The sequence below is a fragment of the Halorutilus salinus genome, assembly GCF_026242195.1.
Lineage (GTDB): Archaea > Halobacteriota > Halobacteria > Halobacteriales > Halorutilaceae > Halorutilus > Halorutilus salinus.
Genome location: NZ_RKLV01000001.1, coordinates 39580 through 58205, shown reverse-complemented (window position 1 = coordinate 58205; position 18626 = coordinate 39580). Strand labels below are relative to the sequence as shown.

General features: G+C 58.6%; 18 protein-coding genes. 6 read left to right on the top strand and 12 right to left on the bottom strand.

Annotated features, from left to right (window positions below; translation table 11 throughout):
- Genes pheS through EGH25_RS00235 form a run of 4 tightly spaced genes read right to left on the bottom strand, consistent with a single transcriptional unit; the run spans position 1 to position 3188 of the window.
- Entirely contained in the window at positions 1 to 1455 is a 1455-nt protein-coding gene (gene pheS / locus EGH25_RS00250; protein WP_266085279.1) for a phenylalanine--tRNA ligase subunit alpha, read from the bottom strand.
- A gap of 57 nt (positions 1456 to 1512) precedes the next feature.
- Entirely contained in the window at positions 1513 to 2127 is a 615-nt protein-coding gene (locus EGH25_RS00245; protein ID WP_266085278.1) for a translation initiation factor IF-2 subunit beta, read from the bottom strand.
- Between the two features lie 41 nt (positions 2128 to 2168).
- A complete protein-coding gene (locus EGH25_RS00240; RefSeq protein ID WP_266085277.1) occupies positions 2169 to 2723 on the bottom strand; it encodes an NAD(P)/FAD-dependent oxidoreductase in 555 nt (184 codons plus the stop codon).
- Positions 2724 to 2771: 48 nt separating this feature from the next.
- Complete coding sequence (locus tag EGH25_RS00235; RefSeq protein WP_266085275.1) at positions 2772 to 3188, bottom strand: HIT family protein; 417 nt, start codon at positions 3186 to 3188, stop codon at positions 2772 to 2774.
- 100 nt (positions 3189 to 3288) lie between these two features.
- On the opposite strand from EGH25_RS00235, the gene EGH25_RS00230 reads away from it, so the two are divergent.
- The gene (locus EGH25_RS00230) at positions 3289 to 4299 is read left to right on the top strand and encodes an NAD(P)/FAD-dependent oxidoreductase (RefSeq protein ID WP_266085274.1); all 1011 of its coding nucleotides are present in this window, start codon (positions 3289 to 3291) and stop codon (positions 4297 to 4299) included.
- Positions 4300 to 4322: 23 nt separating this feature from the next.
- On the opposite strand, the gene EGH25_RS00225 is transcribed toward EGH25_RS00230, so the two are convergent.
- The 5 genes from EGH25_RS00225 to minD all read right to left on the bottom strand — a co-directional run bounded on the left by EGH25_RS00225 (position 4323) and on the right by minD (position 10634).
- On the bottom strand, positions 4323 to 5006 hold the full coding sequence (locus EGH25_RS00225) for an RAD55 family ATPase (RefSeq protein ID WP_266085273.1): 684 nt from the start codon (positions 5004 to 5006) through the stop codon (positions 4323 to 4325).
- Positions 5007 to 5051: 45 nt separating this feature from the next.
- On the bottom strand, positions 5052 to 7139 hold the full coding sequence (locus EGH25_RS00220; RefSeq protein ID WP_266085272.1) for a type II secretion system F family protein: 2088 nt from the start codon (positions 7137 to 7139) through the stop codon (positions 5052 to 5054).
- 100 nt (positions 7140 to 7239) lie between these two features.
- Positions 7240 to 9468, bottom strand: coding sequence for an ATPase, T2SS/T4P/T4SS family (locus EGH25_RS00215; protein ID WP_266085270.1), 2229 nt, complete (start codon positions 9466 to 9468; stop codon positions 7240 to 7242).
- Between the two features lie 148 nt (positions 9469 to 9616).
- Positions 9617 to 9844 carry a hypothetical protein gene (locus EGH25_RS00210; protein ID WP_266085268.1) on the bottom strand — a complete coding sequence of 76 codons (228 nt, stop codon included), beginning with the start codon at positions 9842 to 9844 and terminating at the stop codon, positions 9617 to 9619.
- A gap of 4 nt (positions 9845 to 9848) precedes the next feature.
- Positions 9849 to 10634 carry a cell division ATPase MinD gene (minD, locus tag EGH25_RS00205; RefSeq protein WP_266085266.1) on the bottom strand — a complete coding sequence of 262 codons (786 nt, stop codon included), beginning with the start codon at positions 10632 to 10634 and terminating at the stop codon, positions 9849 to 9851.
- Positions 10635 to 10769: 135 nt separating this feature from the next.
- Between minD and EGH25_RS00200 the strand changes: the two genes are divergently transcribed.
- Entirely contained in the window at positions 10770 to 11681 is a 912-nt protein-coding gene (locus tag EGH25_RS00200; RefSeq protein WP_266085264.1) for a hypothetical protein, read from the top strand.
- A 51-nt stretch (positions 11682 to 11732) separates the two neighbouring features.
- Complete coding sequence (locus EGH25_RS00195; protein ID WP_266085262.1) at positions 11733 to 12059, top strand: DUF5802 family protein; 327 nt, start codon at positions 11733 to 11735, stop codon at positions 12057 to 12059.
- Here EGH25_RS00195 and EGH25_RS00190 read toward each other — a convergent pair.
- Positions 12056 to 12745 carry a creatininase family protein gene (locus EGH25_RS00190; protein ID WP_266085260.1) on the bottom strand — a complete coding sequence of 230 codons (690 nt, stop codon included), beginning with the start codon at positions 12743 to 12745 and terminating at the stop codon, positions 12056 to 12058. The genes EGH25_RS00195 and EGH25_RS00190 overlap by 4 nt on opposite strands.
- A 72-nt stretch (positions 12746 to 12817) precedes the next feature.
- On the opposite strand from EGH25_RS00190, the gene EGH25_RS00185 reads away from it, so the two are divergent.
- The 3 genes from EGH25_RS00185 to EGH25_RS00175 all read left to right on the top strand — a co-directional run bounded on the left by EGH25_RS00185 (position 12818) and on the right by EGH25_RS00175 (position 14114).
- Positions 12818 to 13174: a BlaI/MecI/CopY family transcriptional regulator gene (locus EGH25_RS00185; RefSeq protein WP_266085259.1), complete on the top strand. Its 357-nt coding sequence runs from the start codon at positions 12818 to 12820 to the stop codon at positions 13172 to 13174.
- A gap of 119 nt (positions 13175 to 13293) precedes the next feature.
- Positions 13294 to 13668: a 30S ribosomal protein S8e gene (locus EGH25_RS00180; protein ID WP_266085257.1), complete on the top strand. Its 375-nt coding sequence runs from the start codon at positions 13294 to 13296 to the stop codon at positions 13666 to 13668.
- Positions 13665 to 14114, top strand: coding sequence for a DUF2240 family protein (locus EGH25_RS00175; RefSeq protein ID WP_266085255.1), 450 nt, complete (start codon positions 13665 to 13667; stop codon positions 14112 to 14114). The genes EGH25_RS00180 and EGH25_RS00175 overlap by 4 nt, the downstream gene beginning before the upstream one ends.
- On the opposite strand, the gene EGH25_RS00170 is transcribed toward EGH25_RS00175, so the two are convergent.
- Both EGH25_RS00170 and EGH25_RS00165 read right to left on the bottom strand, forming a co-directional pair.
- Positions 14115 to 14492, bottom strand: a complete 378-nt coding sequence (locus EGH25_RS00170) for a 30S ribosomal protein S6e (protein ID WP_266085253.1) — start codon at positions 14490 to 14492, stop codon at positions 14115 to 14117.
- Between the two features lie 124 nt (positions 14493 to 14616).
- Entirely contained in the window at positions 14617 to 17679 is a 3063-nt protein-coding gene (locus EGH25_RS00165) for a PGF-CTERM sorting domain-containing protein (RefSeq protein ID WP_266085252.1), read from the bottom strand.
- Positions 17680 to 18626 lie beyond the last annotated feature (947 nt).

The window sequence follows — 18626 nt, the reverse complement described above, 5'->3', positions numbered from 1 at the left end:
TCAGTTCCATAGAACGGGCACCTCCCTGAGGAGTTCGAGATCGCAGAGCGTCCCGTGTACGTCACGTATATCCTCGAAGCCGTAGATAAGCATCAGGAGACGTTCGAGGGCGAGTCCCCACGCCATGACCTCGACATCTTCGTCGATACCGTGAGGCTCGACGACCTCGCGTCTGAACATGCCTGAGTTGCCGATCTCGATCTGCTCACCCGTCTCGGGATGTTCGCCGAAGATCTCGAAAGACGGCTCCGTGTAAGGGTTGTAATGTGGCTTGAACTCTATGTCCTCGATGCCGAAATGGGAGTAGAACTCGACGAACGTACCCATGAGGTCACGTACAGAGAGGTCGCGCGCCATCACCCAGCCCTCTATCTGGAAGAACTCCAGCAGGTGCGTCGGGTCGAGGGTGTCGTTCCTGTAGACCTTGTCTACGCTGAAGTACCGCGCGGGGGGTTCGACGCCCTCGGCGAGGTAACGCATCGAAAGGCTCGTCGTGTGTCCGCGTAGGTTAAGCGTACGCGCGACGTCGCGATCCCATTCGGAGTGGTAGCCGTCGCCGCCCTCAGCACCTTCGCGATGGACGTTACGGATGTTCTCGACGGCTTCGTCGGGAAGTTCGTCGATACGTTGGGGTTCCTCGACGAGGAACTTGTCCCAGTGGGTACGCGCGGGGTGATCCTGTGGCATGAACAGGTGGTCGTTGATGTAGAACTCGGCGTCGACATGGGGACCCTCCATCTCCTGAAACCCCATGTCGGTCATGACCTCCTTTACGCGGTTCGCCATCTGACGGAGTATATGTTCGCGTCCGCCATGGGTCGTCTCGGCGTCCGCCTCGACGTTGTACTCGGCGAGGTCGGCGTCCTTCCAGTCGCCCGAAGCGAGAAGATCGTGCGTCAACGCGCCGACGGTCCCGCGGTCGTCACCCTCCGCGGATTCGCGTCCTTCGTCGGTTATACGTACGTTTACGGTGCGTTCCTCCTCACGCTCGACGAGTCCGCGATCGACGAGTGTTTCGGGTACACCGTCGACATTCTCACCCGACGCGAGGGCTTCGAGCGCCTCCTCGTCGTCGCCACGCGACGCTTCGTTGGGTTCGACTGTCGCGCCCATCTCAGCCCATCCCTTGCGCCGTAGATGACCGATACCGATCTCGAACCCCTCAACGTCGCGGAGTTCGTCGGTGGTCACGTCGTCGTTTTCCACAAGGTAGTCGTGTAGACGCCGCTCCGGCAGTCCGTCGTCGGCGTACCCGCGCCCCTCGTCTGTGAGCTTATACAGCGTCTCGGCTGTCTCGTCCACATTGACGTACCCCTTCTCGGCGAGGAGTTCGACCGCGCCTTCGACGGGTCCGCGCCCTAAGCCCGTCGTCCGTGCGAGCGCCTCTGCGTCCGTATCTCCATCGCCTTCGGCGAGAGCATCGAGGACGCGGCGCTCGTTGTTCGTGAGAGTCATCGCGTCGAAAAAGCGTCACGCGGGTAATAAACGGAACGGTGCCGTCGCGTGTCGGCGTCAGTCGACGCGTTGTGCAAAGGCGAGATTACCCGATATGTTGTTGATACGCGCCTGTACGACCTCACCTTCCTGCGCTCCGGGGACGAATATGGTGTAGCCGCCTTTCTTTGAGATGCCGTCGCCCTTGTTGCCTATGGCGGTAATCTTTAGCTCGTACGTCTTGCCCTCCTCAACCTCCTTCTTTGTCGTCTCCGCCTTCTTCGTCGAACCCTTTGAAACGGGACGGAACGCCCCGCAAGCGTCGCATCTCAGCATCAGCGTGCGATCCTCCTTCTTGAGACGCGTGTCGGGGCGTCCGCATTCGGAACAGAGGACGTACTCGCCGACGTAGGCGTCGAGGACGCGCGCGAACTCGTCGGGCGAGAACTCGCCCTTGAACTGCGCCCTGCCGCTTTCGTCGACGTGTCCTGCGGTGCCTATCTCGCGCAGGAGGTACTTCATCAGGTGATCCTCGTCGCGGTTGAGCGTGTCGAGTACGTCCTGAAAGTTCATCAGTATAGTCGAACTTCCTTCGACACGTACCTCGGGTTCGGGTACCTCGAAACGGTCGCCGTCGCCCTCGATTTCGGGCATCTCGTCGAAGGCTCTGTCGAGGTCGGATTCGTAGCTCATGTACGTGGTTCGACGGGGGAGCGCAAAAGGGTTGGCTTTCTTTACTCGGCGTCGGCGGGCGTGTCGAAGTCGTGGAAATGCTCGCCCTTCTCCTTGGTGAGTATGTTCAACGCCGCCGCCGCTCCGTCGCCCGCGGAGATGACCGCCTGCCACTCCTCGGCGCGTACCATAGCCCCCGTCGCGTATGCGTCTTCGACCGATGTCTCCATGGTTACGTCGACATCGACAACGTCCTCGTCGGTGAAGCCGCATCCGAGCGACTCGGCGAGGGATCGATCCGCGCCGGTTGCGAGTACGACGTAGTCGGCGTCGCGTTCGTCACCGTCAGTCTCTACGAGAAAGTCGTCGCCGTCGTGCGATACGTCCGTAACCTCAAGATCGAGTACGTCGACACCGAAGCCCTCGACCTGTTCGCGTGACTCCTCCATGAACTCGGTTCCGTCCATAGAGTCGATGCCGAGGTAGTTGAATAGATGCGCCTTGTGCATCCATGTCTCGTCGGTGTCGTAGACCGTCGTGCTCAGACCGTTCTTCTCCGTGAACAGTGCGGCGGAAAGCCCCGCAGGACCTCCGCCGATGACAGCGACTTGCGTCATAGATGTTTTATGAGACGGGAGGGACAAAAGCCTTTGCGCGGATGCGGATCAGGCGTCGCGGACGGAGTCGGCGATCTCGGCGAGTTCTTCGTCGTCGATCGACGGGGGCGATGGCTGTAACGCGTGTATAGGACCGCCGCCGTCGCCGTCGAAACGCGGCACTATATGCATATGCGCGTGCGGAACCTCCTGACCCGCCTCCTCGCCGTTGTTCAAGCCGAGGTTGTACGCGGGTGCGTCGACGGCGTCGGCGGTACGCGGCGCGAGCCGACGCGTCGTTTCGAAGACCGCCTTCCCACCGTCGTCGAGGTCACCGAGCGTCTCCGCGTGCGTCTTGGGTATGACGAGCGTATGTCCACGCGCGAGCGGGTTTGCGTCGAGGAAGGCGTACGTCTCGTCGTCCTCATAGACGCCGTACGACGGTATCTCGTCGTCGAGTATCGAGCAGAACACGCAGTCGGTCATGTTTGTGAAACATCCGCGCGCCACTACTACCTTTCGGTGGTCGTCGCGTGTGGGGTGTACACACGGTAGTTTGAAGGAGCGTAGAGACGTACAAAGACCGATGACAGACCAAGTAAGAGACGTCGTAATCGCGGGTTCGGGTATGGCGGGTCTCACAGCGGCGATATACGCCGCGCGCGCCGATCTCGAACCCCTCGTTCTCGAAGGCGACGAACCGGGCGGACAGCTGACGCTGACGACGGACGTGGAGAACTATCCGGGTTTCTCGGAGGGCGTCGACGCGTTCGAACTCGTCGAGGAGTCGAAGGAGCAGGCTGGACGTTTCGGCGCGGAGTACGATACAGCGTCGGTGGTGGACGCCGACCTCGACGAGCGCCCTTTCACGCTCGAACTCTCGACCGACGAGACGATCCGTACGCGCGCCTTCATCGTCGCAACCGGGGCTTCGGCACGGTGGGTAGGCGCGGAGAACGAGGACGAGATGATGGGTCACGGTCTTTCGACGTGCGCGACCTGCGACGGTGCTTTCCACCGCGGTGACGAGGTTCTCGTCATAGGCGGCGGTGACTCAGCGATGGAGGAGGCGCTGTTCCTAACCAAGTTCGCGGAACGCGTCTACGTCGTCCACCGCAGGGAGGAGCTACGTGCGTCGGAGATCATGAAGGAACGCGCGATGGACGACGACGACATAGAGTTTATGTGGAACACCGAGCTACTCGAAATCTACGGGGATCAGGACGAGGGCGTGACGGGCGCGAGGCTCGTCTCGAACGACGACGGACATCCGAAGGAGGCGCACGAGGAGGGCGGAAACGTCGATCTCTTCGACTTCGACTGCGGCGGCGTCTTCTACGCCATCGGACATACGCCCAACACGGGTTTCCTTGAAGACACGGACGTCCGTATGGACGACGATGGCTACGTACAGACGCTCGAAGGACGTACCTCCGAAACGGACGTCGAAGGCGTCTTCGTCGGCGGCGACGTTGCGGACAGACACTACCAGCAAGCCGTGACCGCCGCGGGAATGGGATGCATGTCGGCGATAGACGCCGAGGAGTGGCTCGACGGTATAGAGGCTGAGGAGAAGAAGGCGCAGAAGGCGGACTGAGCAGGTCGGTACGCGAACCCGAGTTACGCGATGTCGCGGCTGGTGTCGACGACGATCTCCTTGCCTATGTTGAGCTTGATAGTCTTAGGCGGCGGCGTGTGACCACGTAGCTTCGATATAGCGAGACGGTTCTCGACCTTCTCACCCTCGATACCCGTTAGCATCTTCATCACAACGTCGGACGAGTAAGGGACACGGCTCTCCTCGTACGTCATCGTCTCCTCGTCCTCCTTTATCATGTAGAGGTAGGTTGCGGAGCCTGTTTCGTGCGAGACACGGTAGGTCAGATCGAGTATCTCGTCCCCCCTGTCATGCCGGACTATGTCGGAGAACGTGTCGAAGATTATGTTCTCCTCGTTGTCGACGTCTTCGAGCGCCCCCATGGCGGTGTCGAATAGGTCGTCCGCCGAGTAGAGGTCGACGATATCGAAACCGTCGGCGGATCTACCCATCATCTCTATCGTCTTCCCAACAGAGTCGGCGGACCGCGCCGTCGTGAAGTAATGCGTATGCCGAACCTCCGCAAGATCGTACAGGAAAAGCTCCGCCGTAGCGATAGGGTTAGCGACGAGCGTTATGACGCTCCCCTTGGGAAACCCGCCGTCGAGGTACTCGGGGTTGTCGAGTATCTCTATGCCCGTGCTGAGCTTTTCGTCGTCCACCGAGTCGTCGCCTAATCTATCGTCATCGTCTCCGAGTGCACTCATTGTATAGGTTTCGGTCGTGGTAGAATTTAAACGTAGTCTTCTGCTTCACATGAACGTGAACACGGCTACGGCTATCAGTGTCATGACTATCCCGTACTTGAGACCGCTGAGGACATCGTTCTCACCCATCTGACCCGCCACGAGACCCGACGCAAACGCCTGTATGATGCCCGCGTGGAAGAATATCATTCTGTAGGCGTCGAGTGGGACGCTCTCCATGTTGAACGCCGCGCCTCCGGCACCGCCCGCACCTCCTCCACCCGCACCGCTACCCGAACCGCCACCGCCACCAGCCTCAGCCATCTGGCTCAGGAACTGGTTTTCGAGTATTATGATGACGAAGAGGAAGACGAGGAAGGAGACGATGATAATCACGGTGTAGATTATCATGTTCTGGAACCGCTCGCGGTCAAGCTTGTACGCTGTGTCGACATCGCGCGCCGCGACCTGTAGGACGCCCTGTATATTACCCGACGACTCGTTCGCCTTGGTTATGAGCTTAATAGTGCGCGACAGACGCGGTATCTTCATACGGTTGGCGAAGCTGATGAGCGCCTCGTTTAGGCTCGTATCCCACTGTATCTCGTTGTGAACCTTCTTGAGTTCACCGGAGAGAACCCCCGACGATGTCTGTGAGACGAGTAGCATGCTCTCGTTGAGCGTCATACCCGTCTCGTTGGCGCTTTCGAGCTTCTTGAGCGTCTCAGGTAGTTCACGTATGATCGCCGACTCGCGCCGTGACTTCAGTTCGTGGAAGACCGAGAGAGGCACCGTGACGATCATAAGCGGGAGGACGAACAGCGAGAGCGTGTTCCATATAGGGTTGGACTTCATCGCTCCGGGCATCGGACTCGCGGAGCCTGTCAGGACGAAGCCGGCGAATACGAGCACGGCGATAGGGACGGTGAATCCGAGCGACCAGAGCGGGTTTTCACGTACACCGCCGAGAGGGTTACGTACGAACTCCTTGACGCTCTGCATCTTCCTCGCCTGCACGAGGTCGTCCACCCTGCCGTCGTCGGACTCCTCGGCGAACTGTTCGAGCGCCTCTATATCGAACTCGTCGTGGTCAGCGTCAAGCTGTTCGGCACCTCCTTCGCCTCCGGTCGAGATTATGTCTATGACGAAGGCGAATCCGAGCGACGCGATAGGCAGAACGAGGTAGATGATCGCGTACAGCTGTATCATGTTAGCACCGCCCATGACGCTCATGATGGTCGTTATGATTATGATGAACAACGGCGCGGCGACGAACGCCGTGACGTACGACTCCGACATGAGGGCGAGCGTGTCGAGGAAGCCTTTCTGATCCTGCTTACGTATCTCGTGGTACTGCTGGCTCTTGTTGTACAGGAACGGTGTCATCTCACCGCCGGAGTCGATAACACTAAGAAGGTCGTCGAGGAAGTCGGAGAGGTTTTCGCTCGGTGTCATGTCGCTCGCGTTGCGCAGGGCGATACGGAGATCGTTTCCGAAGTAGTCCATGTCGCGTAGTATCATGTCGAACTCCTGCGATACCTCGCCGTAGACATCGTCGGCGTTCGACAGCTTCTCCATGACCTCAAGTATGTTCATGCCGCCGCGCGATAGGGCGTACATGAACGTGACTGCGAACGGGAGCGACGCGTCTATCTTCCTGCGGCGCTCACCCGCGTAGAAGCTGGGTAGGTAGTAGAGTATACCGCCCGCGATACCTCCGAGGACGGCGGCGAGTATGATCGTAAGGAAGAATCCCCCTATGAAGATAGCGTACTGGCTAACGAATTCGGCGACACCGGGCGGGAGACGGAGCGACAGGGAGATAGCGTCGAACAGACCCAGCGCCGACAGGAGAACCGTGATACCGACACCGAGGAAGGCTCCGACGAGACCCGTCACGACGGAGTAGAGGGTTATACGCGAGAGGTACATGTCGTATCCAACCTCCATACGCGCCTGATTTATCTTCTTCCTGTAGCCGGCGTACGTGTCGCCCTTCCCTTTGAAGTAGCCACCGAAGAGGCTGTACGCTATCTTGTCCATCGTGCCTGCCGTACTCTCTTCCTCGGCTATCTCACCGAGTTCGTCCTTGGGACCTTCTTCGTCGTCGCCGCCGAGAAGTCCGCCGAGTACGCCGCCCGTTTTCTGGCTCACTGACAGACACTCCTACGACGTTTTAGACGGCTTACAACGGTCTGTACGTCGTACCGACGCGTTGCAGACGCGCCCACGGTTCTAAGGAGTTCCTTAGGCTTCATATGTTGAGTGTCTTGAGGTCTTCGAGTGCGTCGAGGTTAAGCTCTCCCTCGCGTATCTGGTTGAGGACACGGTCGGGGTCGATTATGAACGACTGGATTATCTTCGACACGTCCTCGTAGTCGGCGATATCGTTGTCGAGCATGTACTGGAGAACCTCGCGGCGTTTGTCGAGTTCGCGTTCGAGCTCCTCGTCCGTCCATCCGCGCGACTTCTTTATATCCTGTAGAGCCGTCGAGTTACCCGTACGGACGAACGTATCCGTCTCTGCGTTCCACTGGAAGATGTCGTCGGTACGTATGTTACGTGTCTTGGGGTCGATACCGATAATCTCTACGAGCTTCATGTTACGACGGACGCGTTCACCACCGACGAAGGTCTGCGACTGTATCGAGACGATGTCGAGCGCCTTGAGCATCGAACGCGGGACACTGATAGGCGGGTTTTCGAGCCTGTGAATCGCCGAGTCGACGGAGTCGGCGTGCATCGTCGAGTACGTCGTGTGCCCCGTCGACATCGCCTGAAACAGCGTGAGAGCTTCCTCACCACGTACCTCACCGACGACAAGGTACTCAGGACGCTGGCGGAGTGCGGCGCGTAGAAGCTCGTACATGTCGACCTCGCCCGAACCGTCGTCGGAGAACGAGTCGCGGGTTACGCTCGGAATCCAGTTCATGTGGGGAAGCGTAACCTCGCGCGTGTCCTCGATGGATATGACCTTCGACTTCGGAGGTATGAACAGCGTAACGGCGTTCATGCTCGTCGTCTTACCCGACGCCGTACCCCCCGCGAAGATGAGGCTCTTGTTGTTCTCGATACACGTCCAGAGGTACGCCATCTGCTCCAACGAGAACGTGTTGTAGTTGATCAGGTCGATGGGCGTAAACGGCTCGTCCTGGAACAGACGTATGGTGAACGTCGAACCGCGGTCGGTGACCTCCTTGCCGAGCGTCATCTGTATACGCGAACCGTCGGGCATCGACGCGTCGACGAGAGGGTCGGCGACGGAGATATGCTTACCCGCCTTCTGTGCGAGCTTGATAACGAACGAGTCGAGTTCTTCCTTCTCGAACTCGACGTTCGACATCAGGTCGCGGTAGTCGCGGTGGTAGACGAAGATAGGCGTGTTGTCACCGTCACACGAAACGTCCTCGATGGCGGGGTCACGCATGATCGGGTCTATCTTGCCGTCGTGGATGTAGTCGCGTTTGAGGTAGTAGAGGATCTTGTGCATCGAGTCGTTGTCGACATCGATGCCGTAGTCGTTGATGATCTTACGTACCTTCGCCTCAAGCACCTCGTCCTCCTCCATCCCGTCGTCGATCTCCTCGTACATGAGAACGTCTCGGAGGCGCTCTTCGAGATCGCGTCGGACGGCTTCCTCGAAGTCGTCGAGACGCGGTTCGACGACGTGGTACATGTAGTCGTTCTGCTGGTCGCTGTAAAGTATAGCGACGTACGCGTACGGCTTGTTGACCCAGTAACGTTCGTGCTCGACATAGCCTTCGAGACCCTCGAACTCGGCGACGCCCTGCTTCGCCTCGCTCAGAAGCGTCTGTAGCTTGCTCTCGGAGAACTCCTGTTCGAGCTGAGAACCCGCGTCGAAGAAGCCCTCGACCTCCTGATCGGCGACCTCTTCGAGAACCTCGCCGGAGCTTTCGGAGCGCGCGTCGAAGAACTCCGAAACCTCGTCGGCGTCCTCGACGGCGTCCTGTAGCCCTTCGAGATCGCCCTCGCCCATGCTGAGCATCGCGGAGCCTTCGTCGCCGGCGTCCACGGGTTGATCGCCCTCATCGAAGCCGTCGGTGTCGTCGTCCTCCGGAAGGTCGGCGACCGAACCGTCGTCATCCGTCTCCTCAAACGGATCGTCGGCTTCGGTGGTTTCGTCCTCACCGTCCCCGAACGCGTCGTCCTCCTCGTTCTCGTCGTCCCCGATACCGTAGCCATCGGTGCCGTCGTCGTCAGTGTCGTCAAGCATACCGCGGACATCACGGCTTTCGAGGGCGTCGTCCATCTCGTCGGTGGCTTCGTCGGTCGGTTCGCCGCCCTCGGATTCGTCGGTGTCTTGATCGGTCTGTCCCCCGTTATCCTCTTCGAAGACCTCGTCGTCGGCTTCTTGGGTATCCTCTGAGTCGCCGAAGTCGTATACTTCGTCCTCAAACCCTTCTTCAAACTCTTCCTCTTCGGCTTCGTCGTCGGAGCCCCCGGAGTTTTGGTTTTCGTCCACGGTTTATCACTCAGTTGTGTAGGTTACGGTCGTTCGGTGTATAAGAGTTGCCCCCGTAGATCTGTCGGTGAACCGAATAAACAGGGGAGTTAATTAAAGCTTGCGGGGAGGTAAGGACTGCTCAACGCGTCTTAAGCGTTTCTTACGGCTACTTCTTCTTGCGTTCGGCTTCCTTCGCTATGGAGTCCTGCTTTATCGAGTTTATGCTCGATTCAAGCCTGTCGAGTTCGTCGTCGGTCATCTCCACCTGCGACCTAAGCTCCTGAACCTCGTCCTGAAGCTGTCTCAGACGTACGTACATCAGGTAGCTCATCCACAGCGTCCCTACGAGCAGTACCGTGAGCAACCCGATTATGATGTTTGTTGTTGCGACCATGTTATCACCCGAAGATTGCTTTCGCCATCTTGTTCACGAATCCGTCGTCTTCGCCCTCCTGTGCCGGAGCCTCCTCGACGAACTCCTCGTCGGTGAGCTTGTGGGCGAGCTTCTTGTACGCCTGCGACGCGGGGGAGTTGGGCGAATGGAGGACGACGGGCTTCTTGTACGATGCGGATCGGCGAACCTCTGCGTCCTCCGGAACGGAGACGAGTACCTCGGCTTCGAGAAGATCCTCAACGCGCGAGACATCTAGATCGTCACCCGCGCTTCCGGCGCGTGTAAGGACGATCCCTCCGACATCGCTACCCACCTTGTCGGTCATGACGCGTGTCTTGAGACCGTCAGCCATACTCGAAAGCTCGGGGTTGACGACCAGAAGAACCTCGTCCGCCACGGCGAGAGGTATGACGCTGTCCTTGCTCAGACCAGCGGGCGCGTCGATCAGGAGGTACTCGGTGTTGTCGATGATGTACGACAGAGCGTCCTGAAGCTTCTCAGGGTCAGCCTTCTGGAAGCCTTCGAGCGTCAGACCCGCGGGTACGACCTGCAGACCCTCAGGACCCTCGTAGACGGCGTTCTTGATACGCTGATCCCCCGAAAGCACCTCGTGGAGCGTAACCGGCTCCTCCTCAAGCCCGAGAAGGAGACCGAGGTTAGCCATACCGAGGTCTGCGTCCAACACCGTCGTCCTGTGACCCATCTGTGCGAGCGACGTACCGAGGTTTATCGTTGTCGTCGTCTTTCCCGTCCCGCCCTTACCGGAGGCGATAGTATATACCTTTGCCATACAGATCCTCTATTTCTTCGTTCTGTCTTAGACCCCTGAGGTTAAAAAACTATGCGTGGGATTCGGTCTGAGGCATTCATCAGGTATATACCGTCGTAAGCCTTATGCAAGTTTGAAAACAAAGGTGAAAAGAAGATGCTCCCTGAGGGCGAATACCTCTACAAGGATCTAAACTCCAGCTTCGTAGACCTTGAGAAGCTACTCAAAGAGGTAAGCGAGGAGAATGTTTCGGGGTACATGAGCTTTGAGAACGACGATGAGAGAGGGTTCGCCGTCCTCAACCAAGGGAAGGTGGGACGCGTAAAGATAACCCGGAACGGTCACGAACGTACCGAGGAGGGAACGGACGCGGTTCGGGACGTTCTGCAGAAGGACGAGTACACCGTACAGGTCGTCGACTGCAACGAGTCGGGGCGCGAAATCGTCGATATCAAGCTCAAGAACGAGGAAATAAAGTCGGGTATCGACACATCAGGTGTCGACGTACCCAGCTTCCTCGGTACCAACATCACGGACCAGGAGAACGACTGTCATATCATACTTATCTCCGAGGAGTACTCAGGCGTGGTTACGATGGTCGACGGAATACCGACGCAGGCTAAGCTGAGCACGCCCGACGAGATATTCGTCGGTAACGACGCTCTCGAAAAGGCGCTCGGCTACATCGGTAAGGGTGAGGTTGCCATCGATATCTACAGGATGTCTGAGGAGAAGGTTGAGGAGCAGGAGTCGGGCAAGCAGGTGATCGGCGAGCAGATGGAGGACGAACTCGAAGGTATCTCCGACGACTTCGAGGACAAGGCTGACGACATACTCGACGACATGGGTCTGGGTATGGACGAGGGTGACGGAGACGACGACGGCGGTCTGACCGACGGCGACGACCTCGACATGGATATGGACGAGGGGGATATCGCCGACGAACTCGGTATGAGTGACAACGGAGGAGACGACGGGGACGATGAGGACGAGGAACTCGAACTCGACGTTGAGGGAGACGGTGAAACGGATGTTTTCGACGAGATAGAGTCGAGCAGGGAAGAGTAAGCCTTACGCGGGAAAGGCTTACGTGTGTTGCAGACGTAAGCCTAACCGTAAATGTTCGAGGAGTTTTCATCCGCGTACTACCTCGGACGTATGTACGTGGAGCCGCACGACGCCGTACGCCCCGTTATGCAGAACGACGACTTCGAAAGGGTGCGCGACGGCGTCTACGGCGGCGACGGCGACGTTGTAATGAAGGTCGACAGACAGCATCTCGTGGTCGACGGCGACGATGCGGTGCCCGAAGGGACTCTGGGCGTACCGCGCGGGTATCTCGGTTCGCTCGACCTACGTAACCCGCCGTCGCTCAAGGAGGTTCTTCTCGCAAAGCCGGAGCACGCCGAACGTATACTCAGCCTGACGCGCGACAGAGGCGGTTAGTCGGCGAGACGTTCGACGAGACGGACGAGTGAGTCGACGGCGTCGTTGTACAGACGTTCGCCCTCGTCGGCGGTCGCCTCCGTGGGATCGCCGACGACGCCGTTCTCCGTAAACTCATCGGAGTCGTACGCGAGCGGTGCGGTCTCTGCGTACCTTCCCCACGACTCAACCCCCTCGACTGCGGATTCCCGATCGACGAGTTCGGGCGCGAGATGGAGAAGGACGGATGTCTCGACGCGTCCCGCGTGTCCCATCTCGGCTTCCCCGAGATCGACGGCGCGCCACCATGTCCAGTAGGTGGCGAACGGTGCTTCTTCGTCGCGAGTGAGACGTGCGCAGAGTTCGTGTAACGCGTCCACGTTTCCGCCGTGTCCGTTGACGACGACGACGCGATCCGCGGGCGCGGAACCGAGTACCTCGGCGACGTACGACCTGAACGTCGACGGCGAGACGTACAGAGTACCGTCGAACCCGCGGTGCTCCTCGGAGACGCCGACGGGAACAGCGGGTAGGACGGCTGTATCCTGTCTGCGGTTACCCGCCTCCTCGGCGACGCGTTCCGCAACGAGTGTGTCGGTCGAAAGAGGCGCGTGCGAACCGTGCTGTTCGGTGCTACCTACAGGCAGGAGGGCGACGCCGGGCGGTGTTTCGCGGACCTCCGTCCACGAGGAGTTACCGAGGTTCACAGCCTACACACCTGTCTTTCGAGGAACATGGTACCCGAAACATATAATATTCTTCCGTCCTAATTAAGCTATATGTTAGGCTCGCTTGAGACGGAGGTCGTATCGGTGCTCGAAGACGTGGAAGAGGCTACTATAGGCGGTGTCGTCGAAGAATTAGACGAAAGGGGTGTCGATGTCGCGTACACGACCGTAAGTACGGTGCTCGACAGGCTGTACGACAAGGAGATGGTCGACAGGGAGAAGGAGCCATACCGTGGGGGTTCGCGTTACGTCTACGAGTACGTCGACATACGTGACGAGTACCTGTCGTCGGTCGTCGACAACCTGACGACCGTCTTCGGTGAGAAGGGAGCGGCAAGCCTCGTGAACGAGGTAGAGGAGATGGAGGACGAGGATCTGGCGGACGTGAAGGACGAACTCGGTATGTAACGGGCGGGGACCAACCGTTTAGCTTTAACCGCGGTGCCGCGCCGTCGAACCCCGTTGCCGCGGGTGAAGCGGCGGGGAAGAACCGTTTAGCTTTAACCGCAGGCTGTTCTATCCGGTGTATGCGCTGGCAAGGACGTTCGACACGTAAGAAGACGGGCGGACGCAGAAAACGCGGCAGGAAGAAGAGAAAGCACGAGCTCGGTGACGAGCCGACGGAGACACAGATAGGCGAGGAGAAGTTCAAGACGGTCGTCGTACGTGGCGGTGAGAGGAAGACACACGTTCTTCAGACCGACAAGGTGAACTACATCGACGGCGGCGAGACAGACCGCGTTGAGATACAGAACGTGGCGGAGAACGGCGCGAACCCCAACTACGCGCGGCGTGACATCATCACCAAGGGGGCTATCATAGAGACGCCTGAGGGTCGCGCGCGTGTCGTCTCGCGCCCCGGACAGGACGGTGTCGTAAACGCCGTCGCCGTCGACGGGTGAGTCTGCGTAAGGTCTCAGCCGCACCGTTTCTGCGACGTGGTACCGACGAGGTAACGCGCGCCGAGTTCATATACAGCCTGACGGGCGACCTCGGCTGGTTCGAACCCGGTGAGGCGGAGGACGTTCTGGGCGCGGGCGTCGAGGAAGGTCTTCTCAACGAAGACGGCGAGGAGCTACGACCGTCGTTCGACGTGGGGGACGTTGAGATAGACGGCTTCGAACCGTCGTCGGATCTCGTGGACGACGGCGGTCGGGATGTCTTCGAACGCGCCGTCGACCGTCTCGTCGATACGGGGTACGGCAGACGTGAGGCTGTGGCGGAGATAAACCGGATCCACGCCGACATGGACGGTGCGCGCGTCGAAGCCGCGGCTCTCGTAACCGCGAGGAAGGAAGGTGTACGTGTCGCGGATCTCGCAGAAGAGGCTCTCGACGAGATTTCGTAGCTACTCTTCTTCTTCGCCGAGGGCGTCCTCGATATCCGTACCGCCTTGCTCGACGACCTTCGTGTTTAGCTGTACGGTAGCGTCGCCTACCTCGCCGCCGCGGACGGAGACGCGTCTGCGCTCGCCGTCGCGCGTCGGGTTGAAACCCGTTCCGCCGTCGATAAGTATCTCGTCTATAGACTGTCCTTCAACGTCGCCGCGCATCGGTCTGCCCGTGTCGTCGCTTCCGCCTGTGATTTCGAGCGTACAGCCGTCGAGACCCACGTAGCCGCCGTCGACCTCGTCGCCTATCGCGGTTCCTGCGAAGTCGTCAGCCTGCGCCTCGACCTGATACGAAGCTCCCGTTTCTGGATTAGATACTACAACCCTTACTGACATACGCGCTGGTTGTCGTCTACGAGTAATAAGTCTGCCGTCTCAGGATAGACGCGTCGCTGTCGGTTTGTTTAGTAAAGAAATGTTCGGCGGGGCGATTCTTAGCTACTTCGTCGTCGCTACTGCTCTACTCTTCCTGACGGCGGATTGCGAGGAGCGCAACCGCTATCAGCGAGATGAGGGCGGCGACAGCCGTGAATCCGGGCTGACCCTGTCCGTCGTCAGTCTCGTTGGTGTCGTCTGCACCACCCGTGTCAGTATCGTTCTGAGCCGCTTCGAGATCAGCCTCTAGCTGGCTGTTCTCATCTTCGAGCGTGGTGACCTGCTCCTCAAGATCGTTACGCTCGGACTCAAGGTTGTCGACCGTGGACTGAAGCTCCTCTATCTCGTTCCGGAGTTCACCGAGCTGGTCGCCGACGCGCTCTCCCGGCTCGAACGTACCTTCCGCGGCTACTGTGACGTTAGCCTCGGAGATACGGTCACCGTCGTCGGACTGGATGGTGTACTGACCGGGTTCAACGGACTCGGGAACGTCTATGGTGACGTTCCATTCGCCGTCGTAGCCCCATTCGTCAGTAACCGCCGTACCGAGTTCGGCGAGCGAGGGACCTTCCGTAGCCTCGACGACTATCGTCGCGTCGTCGGGGTTACGGTTGGTTGTACCGCGCACGACCATCTCTTCGCCAACCTCGATGTCGACGATTCCGGTCGCGTTGTCGGAGATCTGCGACGGAACGACGTCCTCTATCTGTGTCGACGAGTCGTCCCTGAGACGGAACTCCTCGGCGACTATGAGGTCGTCGCTAGCCGCGTCCTCGACGGTCTCGGAGAGCAGAAGCTCGGTAACCTGCGACTGCGTCCTGCCCTGACCCGCAACGTTGGCTACGGCGACGAAGTTGTCGACCGTACCCTCAAGAGGGGCCTCCAGTCCAGCCGGAACTTCGGACTGCGGTATCGAGAGCGTGCCGTCACCGAACGAGGTGTCACGTCCGGGGCTGAGGATGGTGCCTCTGACGTTACCCGTCGAGAGGGAGTTGATGGTGATGTCCTCTTCGTCTATCTCTCCGTTGTCCCTGTCGGCGTTGTACGTGTTGACCACAGTGTTACCACGCGAGTCGGTGAACAGCGTCACGAACTCACGCGGACCGATGAGCGTACCGGTGATGTCAACGTCGTCGGATGCGAAGACCTCACCGTTGTACGTCTCTATGGCGCCTTCGAGCGAAGGCTCGGCGACACGGAGCGACTGCTGGACGCTCGCGCCCGAACTGAAGTCGGACGATGTGAGACCCGCGTTAGCGTCGACGTTGGAGCCGACGAACGGACGGTCAGTCTCAGAGTCGGGGTCGTTCTGCGCCGCAACGACGTCCTGCAGGTCGATGACACCGTAACGGTAGACACCGGGCTGACCGACTATGTCAGCCGCGTCCTGCGTATTGGAATCTTCGCTAAGGTCGAAGTCGGTCTCCTCGTACGTGTCGTCGTCGTCGTCAACCGAGATGTTTGTAACGTGGAAGTAGTTGTCACGGTCACGTATGAAGACCGCAACATCGTCGACACCCTCGGAGACCGTACCGTTGAGGTCGACCTCCTGACCGGGGACGTACGTCTGACCCGGCGAGTCGACGGTTATCTGTGCCTGCGAGACTTCAAGCGAGACATCGTCCTGCTCGAAGTCAGTGTCTCCGACGTAGTCGACATCCTGGTCACCTTCACCGTAGAGGTAGATGTCGATGCTCGTGTCGTCAAGGAACTCGGTGTCTATACGCGTGAGTCCCGAGGTACCGTCCGCCTCAACCTCAGCGTAGTAGTACTCATCGTCGTCGGTAACACCGGTGTTCTCCGTGTCACCGGCGTTGACGAAGACGTCGTTGACGTACCTGTCCACGGGAGAGTTGTCGTCACGTCTGTCGTCAGTCTGTATGGCGACGTAGTACGTGTCACCGTCTTCGACGTTGGTGACCTCTACGTCGACCTCCTCACCCTGGCTTGCCGTATCCTGCTCGAGTTCAAGCTCGGGGTCGTCGTCGGAGGCGACTTCGAGAACCTCGGTCGACGTTGCGGAGTCGATGTCAGCGAGGTCACCGTCTCCGTCGGGACCCGCGACTATCTCGAACTGCCCGGAGTCGCCGAAGTTCGCCGAGATGAGGTAGTCGTAGCCCTCGTTCTCGACCTTTTCCTTCTGAGCTTCTTCGAGGTCACTGTCGTTGCCAAGAAGATCCTCGTAACCATCCGTACCTTCGAGAGCGCCGGCCTGTACGTACTGACCCGTAACGTCGACACCTTCATCGTCGAGTACCTCGGGGTCGAGAGGCTCGGCGTTTCCGTAGTTGAAGTCAACACCGATGGCGATTTCGTTGCCCTGCGTGACGCTACTGACGTCCTCGCCGTTGACGTTGATTATTTCGAGGCTCGTTACCTCAGGCTCCTGAACGACGGCACCGGGGTCGTCAGCCGCGTCGGTACCCTGTATGGTGTACGCACCCGTCTCCTCGCTCGTACCTATGGGCACGTCGAGGACACGGTTCTGATCGTCGGTACTGGTAAGGGTATCGATCGAACTGCCGTCAGGGGCGATGAACTGTATGTCGGACTCGCCCTGGAAGACCGTCGGACGGTTTCCTGCTTCGCCGAGGTAGATCTCACCGGTACCGAACGGACCGTTCTGGTTACGGTCGCCGGGTGTGACGGTTACTTCGTCACCGTCGTCACCATTTCCGCCGTCGTCACCGTCTGTGGTGTTCTGAACCGTCGCGGAAGCAGTGGCGGTATCGTCCGCATCAGACTGGCTGACTGCACCAATCCAGGCAGTCACGTCAACGGAGTCACCGTCAGACTGTCCGGAGAGCGTGCCTTCCACGGTATACGTACCCGTGTAGCCGGTGCTACCGAACGTAACGTTCTCGTTCTGCTGGTTGTCGTTTATACTGACAACCGGAGCCTGACCTTCGTCGGTAGCCGAAAGGTCAACCGTCGTGCCACTGCCGAACTCCACGGCAGTTGCCGCGCCATCATCTGTAACCGATACATCCACCGTCACAGCATCGTCAAGACCGTCACCGTTGCTATCGCTAAGGGTGACGTCAACGTTATCAACACTCTGTGCCGCCACGGGCGCGGCGAGCGCCGTTACCGACACAGCCACTACAAGCGCCAGAAGCGCCGCAGTGATTCTATATTTTCTATTCATGTTTTCACCTGTTTCGGACTATTGTCCGAACCTCAGGTCAGCCTCGGCTGGCTCCACCTCCATGGGAACAGCCATACGCCTACAGCTAACCAGGTTCACGGTAAATAGCATACGTGGATTGCTTAAATACTTTCTGTTAAAACGTCATACGGGCGTCGTTCACGGCTCCAGAGCCAGGAATGAAACAGACATACACTACCCCAAAGGTAACCGGAGCTAGTTACTTGCTTTACCGCTCTATTTCCGTAGATAGTTCCACTCGATTAGATACTGAGCGATCTGGATCCCTACGTGGCGCCGTACATCTATCTGTACATCTTCGTTTCAGCTGACCATCTGTTTTTATTGGAACCGGTTCAGTACCAACATCTCCCGTTCGTAAGCAAACGCCACTCTTTGATTAGAGTCGCATGGTAGCTACCGTAACAACGGCGAGAACTGCCTGAGGTGTGTAGATCTAGGGGTTTTCTCTCCAACATCCTTCGTCGCCCCTATCATTTTGTTCACAATCGCCTTGTAGCTTGTCTCGTCATTAGAGCTGGATCCATTGCTGTCACCTTCTGAAAGGGTGGTTGAGGTTTCTCGTACATCATCCGGCTGTGACCGGTCAACACCACCAACCCACGCGGTCAGCTTGAGAGTGTCACCGTCCGAGAATTGGCTATAGTTCTCTCAACAGAATATGTCCTGTGTAACCGTGCTATCGAACCTTGCTACGTCGCCTGAAACGTTCGTTACAGAGGTTTGGCAACCCCATCTCCCGCCGGCGGTACCTCTAAAGAATCAATAGATCCATTGAGTTCAACGGAAGTAGCTCCGCGATCGTTTGTTACGTTTATTTCCACAGTAACTATCAGTACCATCCGCGTTGATATCGGTGAGGTTCGTATTAGCCTCGTCAATAGTCTGCCGGTCACAGTTCCTAAACCTACCCCTACGGTTTCGTC